The following is a 16,950-nucleotide window of genomic DNA, read 5'->3' as shown; positions in this document are numbered from 1 at the left end:
CTACTCCCGCTCCGACTTCCAGACCGAGTAGAACGAGGGCCTGGCCACCGCCTCGAAGGCGACTCCGTGCACGTAGGGCGCCCCGCCGTACACCTGGGGCTCCTCGAACAGCGGGATGGCGTACCCCTGGTCGACCACGTACCGCTGGATCTCGGCGACCTTGGCGTTGCGCTTGGTGACGTCGGGCTCGGCCGACTCCTCCTCCAGCAGCCGGTCCAGCTTCTCGTCGTCGGAGAGGATGGCGTCGCGGTTCCGGCTGTGGAAGTGGCTCTTGATCACGTCCTGGTCGGCGCGGCCGACCATGCTGTGCGCGACGGCGGTCTTCTCGGCGTCCTTGATGTCCACGGCCTGGGTGCCCGCGTCGGCGGGGCGGATCTCCAGCTTGACCCCGATCTTGGCCCACTGCTGGCCGACCAGTTCCAGGGTCTGCTTCGAGAGCGGCTGGGGGCCGGAGACGAACACGCCGAGCTGGAGCTTCCTGCCGTCCTTCTCCCGGACGCCGTCGGGGCCGCGGGTCCAGCCGGCCTCGTCCAGCAGCCTGGCGGCCCGGTCCGGGTCGTAGGCGAGCTCCTTCGACAGGTCCGTGTAGCCCTGGGCGAGCCGGCTCAGCACCGAGGTGGCCACCGGGTAGCCGGAGGTGAAGAGGGTCTCGACGACCTCCTTGGCGTTCGTCCCGGCCTGGAGCGCCTTGCGGACGTCGCGGTCCTTCAGGATGCTGTTGCCCGGCCGCAGGTAGAGGCCGTTGTTCACGCCCCTGGTGGGTTCGGCGTAGACGGTGAACCCGGCGTTCTTGACGGTCGCCTCGTCGTACGCCTGCACGTACCGGACGAAATCGGCCTGTCCGGAGATGAGCGCGCCGACGCGCACGTTGTCCTCGGGCGTCACGATGATCTTGATCTCGTCGAGGTAGGCCCGGCCCTGGTGCTCGGACGACGGCGGCGCCCAGTTGTAGTCCCCGCGGGCGGCGAGGTCCACCTCCTTGTCGACGACCTGGTTCTTCACCGTGAAGGGGCCGGAGCCGACGATGTTCCTCAGCCGGCACTGTTCCTCGTACGGCAGGGCGATCGTCTTCTTCGAGACCAGGCCGGCGCCGATGACGGACGTGCCCTGGAGGAAACCGGGCGAGGGCTTGGTGAAATGGAAGCGCACGGTCAGGGGGTCGATGACCTCGCTGCGCTCGTAGTTGTTGACGAACTCCGCGACCGGGAGCTTCCGCTTCTCGTCGCCGAGGCCGTAGACGTCGAAGTTCGCGGCCACCGCCTCCGCGTCGAGCGGGGTGCCGTCGCTGAACGTCACGCCGTCACGCAGGTGGAAGGTGTACTCGGTCGCGTCCTTGTCGATCTCCCACTTGGTGGCGATCCACGGCTCGATCTTCAGCGTCTCCGGGTTCTGCCAGGTGAGCTTGTCGGTGATCTGGTTCAGGATGCCGCCGTTCGGATAGAACCCGGCGGCCGGCAGGTAGAGGCAGGTCGGAGGCTGGTGCTCCAGATAGGTCAGCGTGCCGCCGTACACCGGCCGCCCCGCGGCCTTCGCCTTTCCGGCCGGGGAGTCCGCCGCGGGTCCCGTGCCGCCACAGGCCCCGAGAAGCCCTGCGACGGCGAGCGTGGCGGCGCTCGCGGCGGCGAATCGCAGTCTGGAACGTGACATGGGGCTGCCCTTCGTGAACGGAGGCATGGGATCGCCTGGAGTAAATCTATAATAACCTACCTGAAAAGAGGGTTATGGTCGGGTGTGATCGTGGCCACACGGGGGGTGTGGATCTCCGGGGATAAGACACACGGGGGAAAGCGGGCGGCACCGAGCCGACGCGACGGCCCGGGGCAACGTACGGCCGGCCGGGCCGACGTGACAGCCGGGACGACGTGACGGCCGGGACGGCGTGCGGCGACGCGCCGCCCCGGTCACGACCTCCCGGAACGGCCCCGTGCCGCCGCCCCGGCGGTGGCGGCCTCCCCGATGGCCGCGGCGGGAGCACGGGGAGGCCGCCACGGCGGGTTCAGGGGACGAGCTGGCGGGTGATCGACGGATCGGTGATGGACGTGTCATCGGCCAGCAGGAACGCCTTGGACAGGATGACCGACAGCATGCCGCCGTCCTCCTCGAAGGGCAGGAAGACCGCCTGCGCGGCCCGGTCACCGCCGGGGACGATGCACAGGTAGGCGTCGTTGGGCTCCATCAGGATGTTGCCCGATCCAAGATGGATCCTGTAGGTCCGCAGGTCGCCGCGTACCCGCAGGAACCGGTCGGTCAGCTCCGTCCGGTCGGCGATCCTCAGCCGGGGCAGGAGCCGGGTCAGCACGTCGCGGCGGGTCCGGGCGGTCTCGGTGAGCTCGCCGAAGCCGTAGGAGTGCCAGTAGTCCTCGTGCCCGCCGGTCGCCCGCTCGCCGAGGCCGACCGAGGTGACGCCCACGGCGAGGTCGGCGTCGCGCAGCACCTCCGACAGCACCAGCGGCGGCACCTCGGTCAGCGGCACGTCCCCGCGGTGGCCTTCGTCGTGACGGCCGGGCGCGTCCTCGGCGCGGTGGAAGGTGATCCGCTCACCGGCGCAGAGTGAGGCCGTGTCCCAGCCGTCGCCCTCCGGGGAGCTGACCACGTGCATGCCCCAGCGGGCCCGCCAGCCGGACAGTTCCCTGACCGCCGCACCCTGGTCGCCGCCGCACTCGTAGTCCCAGTGACCGATCGACAGGCCGGTCCAGCCGCGCTGGTTCAGCAGCGTCTTGGCCTGGCCGTAGCGGAGCACGTGTCCGGCGAACCGGTTGGAGAAGGTCCCGGTGCGCTCCTCGGCCGGGGTCAGCAGGTAGACCTCGCGGAACGCCTGTTTGTACGGCTGGCGGATCCCATGCTCCAGCAGGTGGTCGCGCCAGACCCGCACCTCCTCGGCGCTCGCGTGGATCGGGTGCCAGAGCCCGACCCGGGTGCCGGGGTCCGGCCGGACCCTGTGCCCCCGGGGATCGGACAGTTCCCAGCCGTCATCGGTCCGGACGGGGATCCCCGCGGACCCCTGCGGGAGCCGCCAGATCAGCGTGCGGGCGTATCGGCCGGTGACCGGGTGGTCGAGGAAGAACTCGACCACCTCCCGCCAGTGCCACGTACGCTCCTTGATCAGCGCCTGCTCCAGCCGGAACCGCTCGGCCGCGAGCGCCTGCCGGAGCTCCTTCAGCGTGATCCTGAGTTCGGCCAGCACCGGATCCTTACGGACGGCCTGCGGCGCCGACTTGAGGGCCTTTCCGGCGGCGTTGACGAACCGCAGCGCGGGGCCGTCGGCGCACAGCCGTACCCGGTGGTCGCCGATCCTCTCCTCGCGCACCCCGTCCGGACCGAGGCCGAAGGCCGGCACGGTGCGGTCCAGCAGTTGTTCACGGGTCAGCCCCGCCTGCTCGGCCACCGCGTCCAGGGTGCGCGCCACGGCTGCCAGCACGGATCGAGCGCGGGTCTTGGCCTGGACGCGGGCCAGCGGCACGATCGCCTCCAGCCCGCCGCGGCGGGCCAGGACGCCGACGGCGGCGTTGGCGAGCTTCTCGCTGCGGCAGGTGGAGCCCATACCGTTGCTCCCGGTGCCACAGGTCAGCGCGATGTCGCCGAGGAGCGAGGTCACCCACCGCTCCTCGGTCACCTCGCACGTCCAGATCATGCCGCGCACCGGCACGATGGTGCGCTCGTGCAGGAAGACCGTCTCCGTCCACACGTGCTCGCCGTCCACCATGTGGCGGACCCGCCTCTCCCGGTGGGCCACCAGGCGGGTGAGGATCTCCCGGAGCAGGGCGACCGTGTCCGCGGTGAGCAGCGTCTCGGCGGTTCTGATCCAGCGGGCGCTCGGCTTGGCGGACCGGGCGGTGTTCCAGTGGCGCAGCAGCGGCAGGGCTTCGGGGGCGGCCAGGCGGGGACCGTACTCCTCGGCGAGCAGCCGGGCGAAGTCATCGCACTCCCAGATCATGTTGCGCACCACGCCGGCCGGGCCGTGCCCGGGAGGTTCGGTCAGCAGCTCCTGCAGCCGCCCCGCCAGCGCCTCCCTCGCCTGCTCGCTCCGCGCCTGCCAGACCTGCTGCGTCCGGGACCCGGAGCGCCGGGACGGCTCCGCCAGCCATCCGAGCAGCTCACGACGCTCCTGGAAGCCGAAGCGGCGCGCCACCGCGAACGGGAGCCGGTAGATCTCCTCGTAGCGGGTGTGGCCCCGGTGGACCAGCTCGCCTGCCCGGTGCACGAGGAGCCGCGCGTCCATGAGCGTCCAGTCGATGTCGCGTTCGGCCACCGAGTGGATCAGCCGCAACGCCCGCTCGTCGTGCTCGTGCCCTCCTTCCGGGCCCAGGCCCAGCTTCAGCTGCGCCCAGTGCCCGTACACCCGCCAGTCGGTGTCCGGCCCGGGTGGCAGCCCCTGCTCGAAGAGCTCCTCGAAGCGGCGGCAGATCTCCCTGGTCTCATCGCTCACGTATCCGTGCAGGTGGTTGTAGATGCAGGTCATCTCCTCGATCACGCCCACGTCAGCCTCCGACCAGCGGGACGAGCTTGATGAACGACACCACCGGGCCGGCGGTCAGGTCGATCGTCTCGGACAGGTCCTCGATCTGGCGGTCCCCCACCAGCAGCAGGAACCCGTTGCGCAGGAAGGCCCGTTCGGCGGCGTCGGCCTGCCGCTCCCAGTCGATCCGGCGCCCGGCGCCCATCCGGTAGCCGTTCAGCTCCGCCTCGGCGTCCACCGGGCGGACCAGGCCGTTGAACCGGGTCGAGGGCGCGGCGTTGTACCGGGCGACCTCCTCGCGGACGCGGAGCCGTACCAGTTCCCGTGCCGAGATGCTCTCGGGCAGGTCGGGGAGGGTGAACTCCTCCATCGTCTTCCCCGTGGCCGTCTCGTCCCGGAAGGTGACCGTTGTCATCACGCGGCTCCGCACATCATGGGAAACATTGTGAAGATCATCGATATCAGCCGGTACCGACGGGAACGGGGCGGCCATCCTCTCGGAACCCTTCCACCGGAGGTGCCCGCACCGCCGCCCCGCCGGGGTGACCGCGCCACCCCTCGGAAGGTGACCGCGGAGCCGTACCGGGCGCGGCGGATCCCCGAAGGCGGCGCGGCGCCGTCGTCCCGCATGTGAGGGGCCCGGACGGGTAAGGAGAAGCCGCGGCCTGCCCGCGCCCGGAGTGGTACGGCGGGCCGCTCGCGATGTCCGGCGACGGGTAGGGGGACGGGGTGGGACACGAGTTCCGGGTGTGGGCACCGGCGCGTGAGCGGGTCGAACTGGTGCTCGGCGAGCACAGACTGCCGATGCGGCGCTCCGGGGACGGCTGGTGGGAGCGCGCCGTCGAGGAGGCCGGGCCGGGCACCGACTACGCCTATTCGCTGGACGGCGGGCCGCCCCGGCCCGACCCGCGCTCGCCGTACCAGCCGTACGGCCCGCACGGCCCCTCCCGGGTGGTCGACCACGCCGCCTTCGGCTGGACCGACGACCGCTGGCGCGGGACGCCGCTGCCCGGCGCGGTGCTGTACGAGCTGCACGTGGGCACCTTCTCCCCCGCGGGGACCTTCGACGGGGTGATCGAGCGTCTCCCGCACCTGGTGGAGCTGGGCGTCGACGCGGTCGAGCTGATGCCGGTGGCGGAGTTCTCCGGCGGCCGGGGCTGGGGGTACGACGGGGTGTCGCTGTTCGCCCCGCACCACGCCTACGGCGGGCCGGACGGCCTGAAACGGCTGGTGGACGCCTGCCACGCCCACGGGCTCGGCGTGGTGATGGACGTCGTCTACAACCACCTGGGGCCCTCGGGCAACTACCTGCCGGAGTTCGGGCCCTACTTCACCGGCCGCCACAGCACCAACTGGGGCGACGCGGTCAACTTCGACGGTCCCGGCAGCGACGAGGTGCGCGCGTTCGTCGTCGACAACGCGCTGATGTGGCTGCGCGACTACCATGTGGACGGGCTGCGCCTGGACGCCGTGCACGCCATCGCCGACGACTCGGCCGTGCACGTCCTGGAGCGGCTGGCCGAGGAGGTGGAGGCGCTGGCCGCGCACGTGCGCCGGCCGCTGTTCCTCATCGCCGAGAGCGACCTGAACGACCCCCGGTTCGTGCGGGGGCGCGAGGCCGGCGGGTACGGCCTCGACGCGGCCTGGGCCGACGAGTGGCACCACGCCCTGCACGCGGTGCTGACCGGCGAGCGGAGCGGCTACTACTCCGACTTCGGCCCGCTGTCCCTGCTCGCCAAGGGGCTGCGGCAGGCGTGGGTCTACGACGGCACGTGGTCGCCGCACCGCGGGCGGATGCACGGCAGGCCCCCGGCGGGGCTGTCCGGGCACCGGTTCGTGGTGTGCGCGCAGAACCACGACCAGGTGGGCAACAGGGCGCGGGGCGAGCGCGGTTCGGCGCTGATGAGCGAGGGCCGGCTGCGGATCGCCGCCGCGCTGCTGCTCACCGCGCCCTTCGTCCCGATGCTCTTCCAGGGTGAGGAGTGGGGCACGACGACCCCGTTCCAGTACTTCACCGACCACGAGGACCCCGAGCTCGGCCGGGCGGTCAGCGAGGGCCGCCGCCGGGAGTTCGCCGCGTTCGGCTGGGAACCCGAGCAGGTGCCCGACCCGCAGGACCCGGCCACCTTCGAACGGTCGCGGCTGGACTGGAGCGAGCGGGACAAGGAGGTCCAGGGGCGGCTGCTCGACTGGCACCGGGAGCTGATCGCGCTGCGGCGGCGCGTCCCGGCCCTCACCGACGGCCGTCTGGACCGGGTCCGGGCCGACTGCGACGAGGACACCGGGCTGCTGGTCGTCGAGCGGGGGCCGGTCCTGGTGGCGGTGAACCTCGGCGCGGAGACGCTGACCGTGCCGTCCCGGGGACGCGGTCGCGTCCTGGCCGCCTCCGACCCGGAGGTCGCCCTGTCCGGAACGGACCTGACCCTGCCGCCGGACACCGTGGCGATCCTGGAGGACTGAACGATGGCCGACGCCTGGGGGATCGAACACGAATACGAGGACGCCGAAGGCCGGCGCCGCCGGGTGTCCCCCGAGACCGTGGCGGCGCTGCGCGAGGCGATGGGCGCGCCGCCGTACGACGCGGGGCCGGACGGATCGTACGGCGACGCGGGCGAGGACCGGTCCCGGGGCGGCGCGGGGGGACGCGCGGGCTCGGGTCCGAGCGCGGACCGGTCCCGGGGCGACGCGGACGGCGGGGACGGCGGGGACGGCCCGCGGACGCTGGTACGGCGGCGCGGCGACCGCGTCGGCCCGGCCGAGCTGGTCCTGGAGGACGGCTCCGAGCTGCGGGTGGACGACGTGCTCCCGCCCGACCTGCCGTTCGGCTACCACACCCTGCGGCGGCCCGGTGAGGAGACCGGCCACCGGCTCATCGTGAGCCCCGGCCGGTGCCACCTGCCGGAGCGCCGGGCCTGGGGCTGGGCCGCGCAGCTGTACGCCACCCGGTCGCGGGAGAGCTGGGGCGTCGGCGATCTCGCCGACCTGCGGCGGCTGGCCCGCTGGGCGTCCGGGGAGTGCGGGGCGGGATTCCTGCTCCTCAACCCGCTGCACGCCACCGCGCCCGTCACCCCGGTCCAGCCGAGCCCCTACTTCCCGGCGAGCCGCCGCTTCCGCAGCCCCCTCTACCTGCGGGTGGAGGAGGTGCCCGGGGCGGCCGAGTCGGGCGCGGACCTGCACGACCTGGCGGCGCGCGGCCGGGCGCTCAACGAGCGGCGGCACATCGACCGCGACGAGGCGTGGCGCCTGAAGCTGGCCGCTCTGGAGGCGATCTGGCGGCGCACCCCGCCGGGAGAGGAGTTCGACGCCTGGCGGGCCCGGCGGGGGGACGGCCTCGCGGAGTTCGCCACCTGGTGCGCGCTGACCGAGCTGCACGGCCCGAACTGGCGGGTCTGGCCGGCGGAGTACCGCCGCCCGGACGGCCCGGCGGTGGCGCGCTTCGCCCGCGAGCACGCCGACCGGGTCCGCTTCCACGCCTGGCTGCAGTGGCTCACCGACCGGCAGCTGGCCGCGGCCGCCTCCGGCGTCCAGATCATCCAGGACCTGCCCGTCGGGGTCGACCCCGACGGCGCCGACGCCTGGTCCTGGCAGGACCTGCTCGCCCAGGGCGTCAGCGTCGGGGCGCCCGCCGACGAGTTCAACACCGCCGGGCAGGACTGGGGGCTGCCGCCGTTCGTGCCGTGGAAGCTGCGCCGGGCCGGGTACCGGCCGTTCGTCGACAGCGTCCGGGCCACGATCGCCTCGGAGGGGGGCCTGCGCATCGACCACGTCATGGGCCTGTTCCGCCTGTGGTGGATCCCGTCCGGCGCGGGGGCCGGCCAGGGCGCCTACGTCCGCTACCCCGCCGGCGACCTCCTCGACATCGTCGCGCTGGAGAGCCACCGCGCCGGGGCAGTGGTGGTCGGCGAGGACCTCGGGACGGTGGAGCCGGGCGTGCGCGAGACGCTGGCCGACCGCCGCATGCTGTCCTACCGGCTGCTGTGGTTCGAGGAGGACGATCCGGCCCGCTGGCCGGAACGCGCGCTGGCCGCGGTCACCACGCACGACCTGCCGACGGTCGCGGGCCTGTGGGACGGGAGCGACCTCGCGGCCCAGCGCCGCCTCGGGCTCGATCCGAACGAGGACGGCTCGAAGGAGCTGCGCCGCAGGCTCGCCGAGGCCGGCGACCTCGACGCTGCGACGGACGGCGCGACGGACGGCGGCGCGACGGCGTCCGCTTCCGGGGCGGACGACGGCGCGGCGGCACCCGCTCAGGGGGCGGACGCCGAGGCCGCGATGCATGCTCCGGGGACGGGCGGCGAGGCGGCGGTACCCGCTCAGGGGGCGGACGCCGAGGCCGCGATGCATGCTCCGGGGACGGGCGGCGAGGCGGCGGTACCCGCTCAGGGGGCGGACGCCGAGGCCGCGGTGCTCGCCGCCTACCGGCTGCTGGCCCGCGCCCCCTCGCTGCTGCTGTCGGCCACGCTCGACGACGCGCTGGCCGAGCCGGAGCGGCCCAACATCCCGGGTGCCGACGGCGAGCGCGCCAACTGGTGCCTGGCGCTGCCCGTCCCGCTGGAGGAGCTGGAGAGCGGGCCGCTGGCCCGCCGGCTGGCGGAGACGCTGTCCGGCGCGGTCACCGCCGCCGGGCCCGTGGTCTCATACGGCGGACCGACGCCACCGTGACGCGGCCAGGGCCAGGGCCAGGGCGGCATGACCGCAGAGCACGCCCAGTCCCGCCCACCACGCCAGGGGGAAGTAGCCCTCCGACGGCACGTAGTGGGCGATCACCTGCGGGTAGCGGACGGCGGTCTGCTGTACGGCGAACCCGGCCGCCGGGGTGAGCCGCAGCAACCATCGGGCCACCTCGTCGGGCAGCAGCGGCGACGCTCCCAGGACGTACGGGAGGATGACCGCCGACATCGCGCCGAGGACCGCCGCCCACGTGCGCCGCAGCAGCGCGCCGAGGGCGAGCGCGAGCACCGCGGTGACCGCGAACAGGACGGCGACGCCGATGACGACCCGCGACAGGGTGAGCCAGGACACCGTGAGGACGGCGTTGCCGTTGGCGCGCAGGATCTCCGCGCCGACCGGCATCGTGACCCCGGCCGCGACCAGTCCGGCCGAGAAGGCCGCCGCGCCGGCGACGACCGCCCTGGCGGCCAGATCCCGGCCGCCGGATGGCGGGACGCCGCCGCGCGCCGTACGGACCGCGACGGCGGTGGAGCGTGCCGTGCGGGACCCGGTGGTGACGGAACGCGTCGTACGGGGAGCCGCGACGGCGAAGCGCGCCGCCACCGCGATGACCACCGCCAGACCGGCGGCCAGCCCGACCAGGGTGTCCGCCACGTCGTGGCCGCCCTCCGTGCCGACCGGGCCGATGTCCCCGGACCCGGTGACGGTGAACGTGCCGTCCGCCTCGACGAGCCCGGGTGCCCGGTGGTTCCGCTCCCAGTCGGTGTGGCCCATCTCGCCGACGCCGTCGTGCCGCCATCCGCCGGCGGTCGCGCCGTCGAGGCTGACGTTGTCGAAGACGGCGGTGGCCTGGGTGAAGCGCGTCTCCGTGGTGCCGCCGCCCAGGCCGGTGCGCCGTACCGTCAGATCTCCGGGGGAGGTGACGAAGAGCCCGGCCTCCACCGTGCGGGGCGATCCGGCCAGGCGGGCCGTGCCGACCTTCGTCCACCGGCGGCCGTCGGCGGATTCGTACCCGGTGACGGTGTCACCGGAGCGGACCAGGCGCAGCCAGCGCGGGGAGCGGGGGGAGACGCCTCCCGGGCGGCCGGCCGTGTCGTGGACGTAGTCGTGCTGCATCCGGACGCCGTGGCCGCCGGTGACCATGAGCGCCGCGTAGGCGGAGCCCTGCCCGGTGCCGTCCTTGACGATGATCCCGGCCTTCGCCCAGGGCACCAGGCCCGGGACGATCTCGTCGTGGTCCGGGGGCGGATAGGTGATGACGCCCGTCATCGAGGTCACGCGTGCGGTGATGACGCCGTTCTCGCCCAGGGGCCGGTGCACGAAGAAGAACTGGTCACTCACCGCCCGGCCGTCCGGCCCGACCGGATCCGTGGGACAGGCGATCTCGGCGCCTCCCGCGCCGCAGGAGGCGCGGTCGCCGTACGCGGCGAGCAGGCCGGGCACGATGACGGCCAGCGTCGCCGCGATCATGGCGATCACCCGGCCCCGGCTGCGGAAAGCGGCCCACTCCCGCCGCACGGCGGACGTGATCGGTGACATGGCGGTGGTTTCGTCGGTTGACGGCATGCGGCCGGTTCTACGGCTCCGCGCCCAACACCGCGCGAACCGCCGCCGTCATGCCGCTGTTAGGCGCGGCAGGGCATCCTGGTGGTCCGCACGTCACCGGGGAGAGGACCGATGGGCAAGCCGCGAGGTCTCACGCTGAGGGGCCGGACCGTACGGCAGCGCTTCACCGTCATGTACGCGGCGCTGTTCCTGGCCTCCGGGATCGCCCTGCTGGCCATGACCAATCTGTTCGCCGGAGGGTGGCGGGCGTCCCGGGTCGCCCCCGGGCCGCCCACTTCGCAGCCTGATCTCACGGCCCTCCAGGAACACGTCGAGCGGCTCCAGGCACAGCTGGCGGACGTCCACGCGACGCAGTCGCGGCAGCTCCTGGCGGGCTCGCTGGTCGCGCTGGTGGTGATGGGGGCGGTCTCCGTCCTGCTCGGCGGGCTCGTCGCCGGGCGGGTGCTGCGTCCGCTGCGGGCGATCACTTCGGCCACCCGGCGGATCTCCGCCGACAACCTGCACGAGCGGCTGGCGGTGCCGGGCCCCGCCGACGAGGTCAAGGACCTCGCGGACACCGTCGACGGACTGCTGGAACGCCTGGAGGCGTCCTTCGCCGCCCAGCGGCGGTTCGTGGCCGACGCCTCCCACGAGCTCCGCACGCCGCTGGCGACCATGCGGGCGTCGCTGGACGTGGCCGCGGCCAAGCCGTCGGCGACGTCCCAGACGCTCGCGCTGACCGATCGGCTCCGCACCGAGCTCGACCGGATCGACCATCTCCTGGAGGGTTTCCTCCTGCTCGCCCGCGCGCAGCACGGCGCGCTTCCCGGCCGGGCGCCGGTCTCGCTGGCCCGGCTGCTGTCGGAGGCGGTGACCGGCCGCTCCGCGGCCATCGCGGAGAAGGACCTGACCGTCCACGCCGACACGGGGGACGGCGCGTGGACCCGGGGCAGCCCGGTTCTGCTGTCCCGGGTGGCGGACAACCTGATCGACAACGCGGTGGTCCACAACCGGCGCGGCGGCTGGATCCGGGTGGCGACCACGACGGCGGGCTCCTCGGCGCGGCTCGTCGTGGAGACGGGTGGGGCCGTCCTCGACCAGGAGCACGTCGCCCGGCTCACCGAGCCCTTCCGGCGGCTCGCCGCGGACCGGACCGGATCGGAGGCCGGTTCCGGCCTCGGCCTGTCGATCGTCGCGGCCGTCGTCGGCGCGCACGGCGGACATCTGGAGCTGCGCGCCCGGCCGGGAGGCGGCCTGCGGGTCGCCGTCTCGGTGCCGTCCGCGCCCGCGCCGGCTGGTGCCGCCGCATGAGGATCCTGGTCGTCGAGGACGCCCGCGCCCTGGCCGATGTCCTGGCGGAGGGGCTGCGCGACCGGGGCATGGCCGTGGACACGGCCCACGACGGCCTGGCCGCCGCCGCCAAACTCGATCTCAACGCCTACGACGTGGTCGTCCTCGACCGCGACCTGCCGGGCATCCACGGTGACACGCTCTGCCACATGATCACCGAACGTGACGACCGTCCCATGGTCCTGATGCTCACCGCGGCCGGCTCGCCGGGGGACAGGGTCAGCGGCCTGACCCTGGGAGCCGACGACTACCTCGCCAAGCCGTTCCACTTTCCCGAACTCGTCCTGCGGATCCACGCCCTGGCCCGGCGGCGCCCCTCCGCCCGCCCGCGGACGCTGCGCGCGGCCGGCATCGAACTCGACGCCGCACGCCACGTCGCCACCCGCGACGGCCGTCTCCTCGACCTCTCGCCCAAGGAGTTCGCCCTCCTCGAAGCCCTCCTGAGCGTCGCCCCCGCGTTCCTCAGCGCCGAGGCCCTCCTGGAGCGGGTCTGGGACGAGAACGCCGACCCCTTCACCAACACCGTGACCGTGACCGTCGGCCGTCTGCGGCGCAAGCTGGGTGACCCGTCACCCATCACCACGAGGCCCGGCGTGGGTTACCGCATCACCGATCCGGCCGGTTAGCGCGGGTCGGTGCCGCCCGGGCCCGGAACGGGACCGGACGGCACGCCGCGGAATCGGGCGGCAGGCCACGGGACCGGGTGCCGGCCGTGCCGTGAGCGGGAGGATCACCCATCGGCTTCGCCTGCCCGGCCCTTGCCGAAAATCGGCAGACCGGTCTATTTTTATCCCGTGGGACAGAAAGGCGAGGAGACGCGCGGACGCCTGCTGGACGCCACCCGGGACCTGATCGAGACCGGGGGCTACTTCGGGACCGGGCTGAACCAGGTGATCGCGGCCAGCGGCACGCCCCGGGGCTCGCTGTACTTCCACTTCCCGGGCGGCAAGGACCAGCTGGTCGGCGAGTCCGTACGGCGGGCGGGCGACGAGATCGGCCGGTCGCTGCGCGCGCTGGCGGAGTCCTCGTCCGGCACCCGCGGCATGGTCGCCGGGATGCTGGCGTTCCTGGGCGACCGGCTGGAGAGGTCGGGGTGGCGCAGGGGCTGTCCGGTGGCGACGGTGGCGCTGGAGACGGCGGCCACGAGCGACCCGCTCCAGCGGATCTGCGCCGAGGTCTACGGCTCCTGGGAGGCGGAGCTGCGCCGCCGCCTGGCCGCCGAGGGGCACCCCGAGCCCGCCGACACCGCCGCCACCGTCCTCGCCCTGATCGAGGGCGCGCTGCTGCTGGCCAGGGCCCACCGGAGCCGCGAGCCGCTGGAGCGCGTCGCCCGCCGGGTCGAGGCCCTGCTGTGACCCGGGCGCCGTCGCGGTAGGGCCCGCCCCCGGCGGGCCTTCTTTTCGGCCAAAAAATATGTAGACCGATCTATTTTCAAGGAGTGTCATGACCCCTCACCCGCCCGACTCGATCGTCTTCGGCGCCGCCGGGTTCCTCGGCCGGTCCCTCGTCGCGGAACTGCTCCGCCAGGGGCGCCGGGTGGCCGCCGCGGTGCGCGGGCCGGGAGACCGGCTGACCTCCTGGCTGGCCGGGCAGGAGGTGGACACCGCGGGGCTGACCGTCGTCACCTGCGACGTCACCGTGCCGGGGCTGGGCCTCGCCGACCTCGCCGAGGTCCGCGACGTCTACAACGCCGCTGCCCGCTTCGCCTTCGGCCTGGACGTGGCGGAGGCACGGCTCGCCAACGTCACCGGCGCGGTCAACGTGACCGAGTGGGCCGCGGCCCGGACCGGCCTGCGCCGCCTGGTCCACGTCAGCGGCTACCGGGTCAGCGGGGCGGAGCCGGACTACCGGAGGCTGGGTCCGTACGAGGCGTCCAAGGCCGAGGGGGACGCGGCGGTCCGCCGCCGCGCCCGCGAGCTGGACGTCCCCCTGACGATCGTCAACCCCGCCACGGTGATCGGTCCCGGCCAGTTCATCGGCCTGGCCTCGGTGGTCCACGACCTGTGGCGGGGGCGGCTGCCGGTCCTGCCCGGCGGTCCGGGCGTCTTCGTCCCGGTCGTGGACATCGGCTATCTCGCCCGTTTCATGGCCGCGGTGCCCGAGCACGAGGAGACGGCGGACCGGGCGTACTGGGTGCTCGACGACGACACGCCCGAGCTGCCGGAACTGGTCGCTCTGCTGGCCTCCCACCTGGGGGTGCGCGCCCCGCGCCGGTCGGTCCCGGTCTGGCTGCTGCGGCGGCTGCCCCGGGCGCTGACCGGGGCCGACCCGGAGACGCTGTCGTTCCTGTCGGGCGACCGCTACGACACCGCCCCGGCCCGGGCGTTCGCCGAGCGGGCGGGACTGCGCATGCCGCCGGTGGAGCAGGCGCTGCGGCGCTGGGCCGACGACCTGGTGTCCGCGCGCTTCGGCGCCGGTACGGCCGGCGCCCCCTGAGCCCTCCGGAACCGGCCCCGGACCTCCCGCTTCCGCGGGAACCCCGGCGCCGTTCTGCTCGACCGGACGATCTCACGCCGCCGGGCGCGGGCGGCCTGACACGAGGCGGCGAGCCGTACGGGGATCCCCGGTGGCCGCCGGACTCACCGGCGGGCGGCGCGCGGGGGACGTTCGAGCAGGAGGACGGTGACGCCGCGCAGCGGCCAGGTCCGCGTCACGGTGAACCGCTCCTCCAGCAGCGCGTCGATCTTGGGGATCATCGCCGGGGCCACGCCGTTCCTGGACGGCAGCGCGGTCCCGGGGCGGACCGCCCGTCCGAAGTCGCTCCGGACGAGCCAGACCCGCTCCCCCGCCGCGTCGCCGGAACGCCTCTCCGGCGGCATGGCCCCGTAGCGGGTCAGGCCCTGGCGGGCCCAGGGCACGACGTAGACGGTCCGGTCGCCGTCCCGGCGCTGCGCCGCGACGATCTCGGCGGCGGCACGGTAGCTCACCTGGTGACCCGGCTCAGTGCGCAGCAGCACCTGCTGCCGGGCCCCGAGCGCCACGGCCACGCCGAGCCCGGCCACCAGGACGGCGCGCGGCAGGCGGGCCGCCCCCAGCCCGGTGAGCAGCGCGAAGGCGGGCGCGGCGAACAGGACGTACCGGGAGCTGTAGACCGGGGTGACCAGGTGGGACACCGCGACCAGGACCGGCATCGGCAGCACGCCCCACACCACCAGCCCCGCGGCGAAGGCCCGGAGCGCGGGAACGCCACCACCGGCCGACCGGCCGGCGAGAACCCCGTCGGACGGCCGGCCGAGGGCGAGGTCATCGGTAGGTGTCCCGGCGAGCGGCCGGTCGGGGGCGGGATCACCGGTGGACGCCTCGGCGGCCCGCCGGTCGCCGTTCCCCCGCCGGAGCAGGACCACCGCCGAGGCCAGCCCGGCCAGGGCGACGGCCCAGCCGAGGAGCACGGCCGGCAGGTCCCCCGGCTCGGACTGCGGCTGCCAGCCGGTGATCGCGCTGCGGACCAGGACGATGTTCTCCCATCCCGGCGCCTCCAGCCAGTTGACCTGCCCCACCTGCCCGGCCGAGATCGCCGCGACGGCGAGCGTGACCGGCGAGCCCAGCGCCAGCCACGGCAGGCAGCGCCGGGAGACGACCAGGTGGGCCGGGAGGGACAGCACCGCGAAGAGGTGCGTGCAGGGCAGCAGTACGACGGACAGGACGTAACGGCCCCAGCGTCCGGTCTCCAGCGCCCGGTGCAGGCACCAGTAGGAGAAGACCGCGGCGGCGACGGCCAGCGTGTACGGCCTGGCCTCCTGCCCGAAGCGGGAGATCGCCGGCAGGACGAGCAGGGCCGCCCCCGCGACGGTCCCGGCGCGGGCGCCGCCGAGCCGGCGGCCCAGGTCGGCGAGCAGCCCGGTGGCGGCGGCCACCGCCAGCGCGGAGGGCAGCCGCAGCCACCAGTCGGCCGTACCCACCCGGGACCAGACGTACATCAGCAGGTAGTACGGCAGGAACACCGCGTCCCGTTCGCGGAGCGTCTCCCACAGCGTGTCCCAGGAGGTCACGGTCTGCGCGGTGGCCAGCTCGTCGGCCCACATCGAGGGCGCCCAGGAGCCCGCGACCGCCAGCACCAGCGCGACCGCCGCGAGGAGCAGCGGCAGCCGCGCCGGGGAGGGGGTCCGCCCGGCACGGCCACCCGGGCGGGCCCGGCGACCCGTGCGAGGCCCGTCCTCCGGACGAGGCCCCCGGCCGGCTAGCCGAGCCACTGCCGGGTGGGCCAGGTCTCAAGCCGCCACGCGCTGTCCCAGAACATCCACTCGTACTCCGTCGCCCGGCAGAACGCCTCGGCCATGGCACGGCGCGTCGCGGGGTCGGCGGTCTCGGCCAGCCGGTCGGTGATCGCCCTGATCAGTTCCACCGAGGCGGCGAAGGACTCATCGGAGTAGGTGTCGATCCACGCCCGGTAGGGGTGGTCGTCCATGCCCGCCGTACGGGCGAGGAGCGCGGTGCCGACGTCCTGGTACACCCAGAAGCACGGCAGCACCGCGGCGGCGAGCACGGGCAGGGGCTCGGCGAGCGCCGTCGCCTGGAGGAACGACGCGTAGGCCAGGCAGGTCGGCGAGGTGGGGACCGCCGCCTCCTCCTCGGCGCTCACCCCGAACTCCCCCAGGTAGGAGGTGTGCAGGCCGCGCTCGACGGCCAGCGCCGTGTGCGCGCTCTCGGCGAAGAACATCGCGTCGGCGGGGTCGGCGGACCGCACCGAGGCCGCCGCCAGCGCCTTGGAGAACGCCGACAGGTAGCGGGCGTCCTGGACCATGTAGAACGCGAAGCGCTCCCGGTCGAGGGTGCCGTCGCCGAGGGCGGCGTTGAACGGGTGGTCGTGGATCGCCTTGAGCAGCGTGGCGGTACGCGCCCAGATCTCCTCGCAGAACATCGTGTCCCCTCGCTCACCGGGTCTCGGGGAGGACGGCGCCACGGGAGGCCCGCGGGCGCCGCGCACCGCG

General features: G+C 74.2%; 12 protein-coding genes. 6 read left to right on the top strand and 6 right to left on the bottom strand.

What is annotated here, in order from left to right; all coding sequences use genetic code 11:
- From IEZ10_RS34645 to IEZ10_RS34635, 3 genes are all read right to left on the bottom strand, one after another.
- A complete protein-coding gene (locus IEZ10_RS34645; protein ID WP_189250739.1) occupies positions 1 to 1,647 on the bottom strand; it encodes a TIGR04028 family ABC transporter substrate-binding protein in 1,647 nt (548 codons plus the stop codon).
- Between the two features lie 349 nt (positions 1,648 to 1,996).
- The gene (locus IEZ10_RS34640; RefSeq protein WP_189250738.1) at positions 1,997 to 4,477 is read right to left on the bottom strand and encodes a DUF4132 domain-containing protein; all 2,481 of its coding nucleotides are present in this window, start codon (positions 4,475 to 4,477) and stop codon (positions 1,997 to 1,999) included.
- A 1-nt stretch (position 4,478) separates the two neighbouring features.
- Positions 4,479 to 4,871, bottom strand: coding sequence for a hypothetical protein (locus IEZ10_RS34635; RefSeq protein ID WP_189250737.1), 393 nt, complete (start codon positions 4,869 to 4,871; stop codon positions 4,479 to 4,481).
- Between the two features lie 314 nt (positions 4,872 to 5,185).
- On the opposite strand from IEZ10_RS34635, the gene treZ reads away from it, so the two are divergent.
- Positions 5,186 to 6,916: a malto-oligosyltrehalose trehalohydrolase gene (treZ, locus tag IEZ10_RS34630; RefSeq protein WP_189250736.1), complete on the top strand. Its 1,731-nt coding sequence runs from the start codon at positions 5,186 to 5,188 to the stop codon at positions 6,914 to 6,916.
- 3 nt (positions 6,917 to 6,919) lie between these two features.
- Positions 6,920 to 9,118, top strand: coding sequence for a 4-alpha-glucanotransferase (gene malQ / locus IEZ10_RS34625; RefSeq protein ID WP_229811940.1), 2,199 nt, complete (start codon positions 6,920 to 6,922; stop codon positions 9,116 to 9,118).
- On the opposite strand, the gene IEZ10_RS34620 is transcribed toward malQ, so the two are convergent.
- Complete coding sequence (locus IEZ10_RS34620; RefSeq protein WP_189250735.1) at positions 9,092 to 10,693, bottom strand: DUF1349 domain-containing protein; 1,602 nt, start codon at positions 10,691 to 10,693, stop codon at positions 9,092 to 9,094. The two genes, malQ and IEZ10_RS34620, sit on opposite strands and share 27 nt — an antisense overlap.
- Positions 10,694 to 10,804: 111 nt before the next feature.
- On the opposite strand from IEZ10_RS34620, the gene IEZ10_RS34615 reads away from it, so the two are divergent.
- The 4 genes from IEZ10_RS34615 to IEZ10_RS34600 all read left to right on the top strand — a co-directional run bounded on the left by IEZ10_RS34615 (position 10,805) and on the right by IEZ10_RS34600 (position 14,458).
- The gene (locus tag IEZ10_RS34615) at positions 10,805 to 11,983 is read left to right on the top strand and encodes a sensor histidine kinase (protein ID WP_189250734.1); all 1,179 of its coding nucleotides are present in this window, start codon (positions 10,805 to 10,807) and stop codon (positions 11,981 to 11,983) included.
- Positions 11,980 to 12,648: a response regulator transcription factor gene (locus IEZ10_RS34610; protein WP_189250733.1), complete on the top strand. Its 669-nt coding sequence runs from the start codon at positions 11,980 to 11,982 to the stop codon at positions 12,646 to 12,648. Before IEZ10_RS34615 ends, IEZ10_RS34610 begins: the two co-directional genes overlap by 4 nt.
- Before the next feature lie 168 nt (positions 12,649 to 12,816).
- Positions 12,817 to 13,377 (top strand): TetR/AcrR family transcriptional regulator, encoded by a 561-nt coding sequence (locus IEZ10_RS34605; protein ID WP_189250732.1) that lies wholly within the window; start codon positions 12,817 to 12,819, stop codon positions 13,375 to 13,377.
- A gap of 88 nt (positions 13,378 to 13,465) precedes the next feature.
- A complete protein-coding gene (locus tag IEZ10_RS34600; protein WP_189250731.1) occupies positions 13,466 to 14,458 on the top strand; it encodes an SDR family oxidoreductase in 993 nt (330 codons plus the stop codon).
- 143 nt (positions 14,459 to 14,601) lie between these two features.
- Here the strand turns inward: IEZ10_RS34600 and IEZ10_RS34595 are convergent, their stop codons facing one another.
- Both IEZ10_RS34595 and tenA read right to left on the bottom strand, forming a co-directional pair.
- Positions 14,602 to 16,077 carry a glycosyltransferase family 39 protein gene (locus IEZ10_RS34595; protein ID WP_189250730.1) on the bottom strand — a complete coding sequence of 492 codons (1,476 nt, stop codon included), beginning with the start codon at positions 16,075 to 16,077 and terminating at the stop codon, positions 14,602 to 14,604.
- A gap of 122 nt (positions 16,078 to 16,199) precedes the next feature.
- Positions 16,200 to 16,880 (bottom strand): thiaminase II, encoded by a 681-nt coding sequence (gene tenA, locus IEZ10_RS34590; protein WP_189250729.1) that lies wholly within the window; start codon positions 16,878 to 16,880, stop codon positions 16,200 to 16,202.
- Positions 16,881 to 16,950: the final 70 nt, after the last annotated feature.

The organism is Streptosporangium pseudovulgare, assembly GCF_014648055.1.
GTDB classification, from domain to species: domain Bacteria; phylum Actinomycetota; class Actinomycetes; order Streptosporangiales; family Streptosporangiaceae; genus Streptosporangium; species Streptosporangium pseudovulgare.
The sequence above is the reverse complement of the archived record's forward strand: the minus strand, read 5'-3'. Positions and strand labels throughout refer to the sequence as shown.